The organism is Neisseria sp. P0021.S005, from assembly GCF_051956955.1.
Genome location: NZ_JBQCWY010000303.1, coordinates 1 through 3611 on the forward strand (window position 1 = coordinate 1; position 3611 = coordinate 3611).

Genomic DNA, 3611 nt, shown 5'->3' on the forward strand with positions numbered 1-3611 from the left:
ATCAACGAATACATTGACGAGCGTTTCCCTCATCCTCAGTTGATGCCGGGTGATCCTGTTATGCGCGGTCGCGGCCGTTTGGTACTGTACCGTATGGAAAAAGAATTGTTCAGCTTGGTGCAAGTGTTGGAAAACCCTGAATCTACCAATAAAGAACAAGCCAAAGCGCGTGAAGCCATTGGCAATGGTTTGACACTGTTGGCACCGTCTTTTACTAAAAACAAATACATCTTGGGCGATGACTTCTCCATGATTGATGTTGCCTTATCTCCACTGTTGTGGCGTTTGGACTATTACGACATCAAACTGGGTAAATCTGCTGCGCCTTTGCTGAAGTACGCCGAGCGTATTTTCCAACGCGAAGCCTTTATTGAAGCATTGACACCGGCTGAAAAAGCCATGCGCCGTTAAAGGACGGATCTATGGCAACTTCAACCAAACCGTATTTGTTGCGTGCTTTGTATGAATGGTGTTTGGATAATAACCAAACACCGCATATCGTGGCTTGGGTAAATGAACATACCCGTGTGCCGATGCAGTATGTACGCGACAATGAGATTGTTTTAAATATTGGCCCTACTGCCAGCCATAACTTGAATATCGACAACGAGTGGGTCAATTTTTCTGCACGCTTTTCCGGCGTAGCGCACGAGATTTGGATTCCGGTCGGTCATATTGTCAGTATATTTGGCCGCGAAAGTGGAGAGGGTATGGGGTTTGAGGTAGAACCATATCAGCCTGCTTCTATCGAAGCTGCAGTGGCCGAAGATAAAAAAGCTGAATCTGCGGAAGAAAAACCGAAAAAAGTATTGAAGCTTGTGAAGTAATTAAAGATAAAAGGCCGTCTGAAATGTTTCAGACGGCCTTTATTGATTGGGTATTGAAATGGCAAAATTAATGAGCAATCAGTTATTAATTAAGCCAAACAAAAAAGCTCTTGCGTTTAACAAGAGCTTTTTTGTTTAGTGGTGGAGGTAAGCGGGATCGAACCGCTGACCTCTTGCATGCCATGCAAGCGCTCTACCAACTGAGCTATACCCCCGAAATTTGGTGGCGAATCAGGGACTCGAACCCCGGACACAAGGATTATGATTCCTCTGCTCTAACCGACTGAGCTAATTCGCCGTTTCGTGAAGTCGCTATTATAGTTTTTTTTGAATATTTGGCAAGCGCTAATTTTGGTTTTTTTTATTTCTTATTGTTTTTAAAAAATAAAAAGTAGGTTGTCAGGCTATAGCTTATGGCAAATATCGCCGTGGCTAAAGCCTGCCCAGTCGATATCGATGTTTTTGCCAAAAGCGATCACTTTAAAAAGTTCGCCCATTTCATGCTGATGTATCAGTTTCTGTACTGCGGCGGCTGCTTGGATGTATTCAACTGAATCTGGGCTGCCGATTTGTGCCAGCAAATCGGTGATGCCGAGATTGAGCAGGAAATAAGATTGGGGCAGGTAGCCGATTAAGTCCAAACCTGATTCTATGCCGGCGCGTGCAATATCGGTGAAATTGACATGTGCAGTCAGATCGGTCAGGCCGATGTTGAAAAATGGGTCATGGATGGTGTGGTGGCGATAGTGGCCGATAAATGTGCCTTCTTTGCGTTGCGGATGGTAATACTGGGCGGCGTCGAAGCCGTAATCGATAAATATCATACCGCCGCGCTGCAATTTGGCGGCCAGGGTTTGGATAAAGGCATATTGTGCAGGATGTAGCTCGCTTGTGTATGAATGGAGGGGAGGGAGGTACAAGGAGGCTGTTTGTATCAGTTCGGCTTGGGTCAATGGTCTGATGGCTTCGATTAGCTCGTCATTCTCTAGGCTCACGCCGATTTGTTGAAACCCTTCATCTTGATAAATCAAGCGTTCCACCGGCATGGCATCCAATACTTCGTTGCCGATGATGATGCCGTCAAAGTGTTCGGGTAATGTGGTGAGGTGGATGACTTTTGTGGCTGCTTCGGGGGAAGTATGTTCAAGAATATGTTGGCGTTGTCTCTCTGCAAGCTCTGCTGATAGTTCGATAATATAGTAATGATTTAGGCCGTCTGAAAGGTTTTGCAAGAGTGTGGCAGCGAGATGACCTGTACCTGCACCAAATTCATAGATATTGCCTGCTGTTTGCGGCAGTAATTCGGCAAGTTGTTTGGCAAGGGTTTGTCCGAATAGGGGGGAGAGGGTGGGGGCGGTAATGAAGTCGCCGTCCGTACCGATTTTATGGCTGCCTCCGCTGTAATAGCCGTATTGAGGTGTGTAAAGGGCAAGCTCCATAAAACGGGAGAAGGGTATCCAGTTTTGATGTTGTTCAATTTCGTTTTTTATAAGCTTGGTCAGGTGTGCTGAAGAGGCTTGTGCATCAGGGGAAGGAAGGGGGAGTTGTGGCTTCATGACTGTTAGATAATGTAAAAAATTTGAATTTGTTTGTATATTATAGCCCCTTGTGAGAGGGGTGGTAATCGGGTGTAAAAATACTATATGTAGTATTTTAAAAACATAAACAATACTAGATATGGTGTTTTATGCCATATAAAATGGCTAGCATATTAATTTGTCATGCATTTTTGTATATATAAGCTATTGAATTTTAAGTGTTTAGTGTTTCATTTCAGATAAAGGGTTGATTTGACCTGATTGCCAAAATTTCTTATAGTGTCGGTTGGTGGGGCATAGTGGGTGAAAGTGGTTACTTTTTCCTAAAAAGTGTTCCGTAGAAGTGAAGACGAAATATTTTAGGAAGGTGGGATTTTTAATCCCACTCTAGTTTTATTTTAATCGAATTTGGGGTGTAATGTGTTTGGCGGTGCTCATGAATTGAGTATGGACAGTAAAGGGCGGTTGGCGATTCCTGCCAAATTCCGCGATATTTTGCTGCGCCGTTATACGCCTGCAATTGTGGTCACACTGGATTCCCGAAAAAAATTATTGATGTACCCCGAGCCCGTTTGGGAAGAAAAAGCCGAGCAGATTTTGAAGTTGAAAGTGGCCGGCAATGAAGCTTTGCAACGGTATCAGAATTTGCTGCTGCACAATGCGGAGATTTTGGAGTGGGATAGCGCCGGACGCGTTTTGATTCCGGCCAATCTGCGCAAACGCGTAGATTTTGAAAAAGAAGTTACTTTGGTTGGCCGTGCAAACCGTATGGAGTTGTGGGGCCGCGAACATTGGGAAGAGGAAATGAATCAGGCTTTGGATATCGATCCTGATGAATTGGCTTTCCAATTGAGTCAAACGGATTTGCAATTGTGAGTAAAGTTGAAAATTATCAGCATGTTACTGTCTTGTTGCATGAGGCGGTGGATGCGTTGGCAATCCGTGAAGATGGGATTTATGTGGACGGTACGTTCGGCAGGGGAGGGCATTCCCGGCTGATTTTGTCGCGTTTGGGCAAGCAGGGTCGTTTGGTTGTTTTTGACAAAGACCCTGAGGCGATTGCGGTAGCCAATGAGCTGGCGGTGCAAGATAAACGTGTCAGTGTCGTACACAATGGTTTTGAAACATTTCAGACGGCCTTGGATGAATTGGGCATCGATAAGATTGACGGTGCGCTTTTTGATTTGGGGATTTCGTCGCCGCAAATTGACGATGGCAGCCGCGGATTCAGTTTCCGCTTTGATGC

The 3611-nt window shown here is 45.0% G+C and carries 5 protein-coding genes and 2 tRNA genes; 4 read left to right on the forward strand and 3 right to left on the reverse strand.

Annotated elements, in window-relative coordinates; translation table 11 throughout:
* The coding region (locus tag ACTHUE_RS13120; protein WP_440423677.1) for a glutathione binding-like protein at window positions 1–411 on the forward strand (411 nt) is incomplete at its 5' end.
* Window positions 412–422: 11 nt separating this feature from the next.
* Window positions 423–827, forward strand: coding sequence for a ClpXP protease specificity-enhancing factor (locus ACTHUE_RS13125; protein ID WP_049335344.1), 405 nt, complete (start codon window positions 423–425; stop codon window positions 825–827).
* A gap of 139 nt (window positions 828–966) precedes the next feature.
* Here the strand turns inward: ACTHUE_RS13125 and ACTHUE_RS13130 are convergent.
* From ACTHUE_RS13130 to ACTHUE_RS13140, 3 genes are all read right to left on the reverse strand, one after another.
* Window positions 967–1042, reverse strand: a tRNA-Ala gene (locus tag ACTHUE_RS13130).
* 6 nt (window positions 1043–1048) lie between these two features.
* Window positions 1049–1125 (reverse strand) — tRNA-Met (locus ACTHUE_RS13135).
* Between the two features lie 106 nt (window positions 1126–1231).
* Entirely contained in the window at window positions 1232–2383 is a 1152-nt protein-coding gene (locus ACTHUE_RS13140) for a class I SAM-dependent methyltransferase (RefSeq protein WP_049335342.1), read from the reverse strand.
* A 402-nt stretch (window positions 2384–2785) separates the two neighbouring features.
* Here ACTHUE_RS13140 and mraZ point away from each other — a divergent pair, with 402 nt between their 5' ends.
* Both mraZ and mraW read left to right on the forward strand, forming a co-directional pair.
* Window positions 2786–3241 carry a division/cell wall cluster transcriptional repressor MraZ gene (mraZ, locus tag ACTHUE_RS13145; RefSeq protein WP_039861849.1) on the forward strand — a complete coding sequence of 152 codons (456 nt, stop codon included), beginning with the start codon at window positions 2786–2788 and terminating at the stop codon, window positions 3239–3241.
* Window positions 3238–3611: 16S rRNA (cytosine(1402)-N(4))-methyltransferase (gene mraW / locus ACTHUE_RS13150; RefSeq protein WP_440423679.1), on the forward strand; the 374-nt coding region annotated here is incomplete at its 3' end. The genes mraZ and mraW, both read left to right, overlap by 4 nt.

Excerpts from the sequence above, each read along its gene's own strand:
- ACTHUE_RS13125 (WP_049335344.1), top strand. The coding sequence starts at position 423 with ATGGCAACTTCAACCAAACCGTATTTGTTGCGTGCTTTGTATGAATGG.
- ACTHUE_RS13140 (WP_049335342.1), bottom strand. The coding sequence starts at position 2,383 with ATGAAGCCACAACTCCCCCTTCCTTCCCCTGATGCACAAGCCTCTTCA.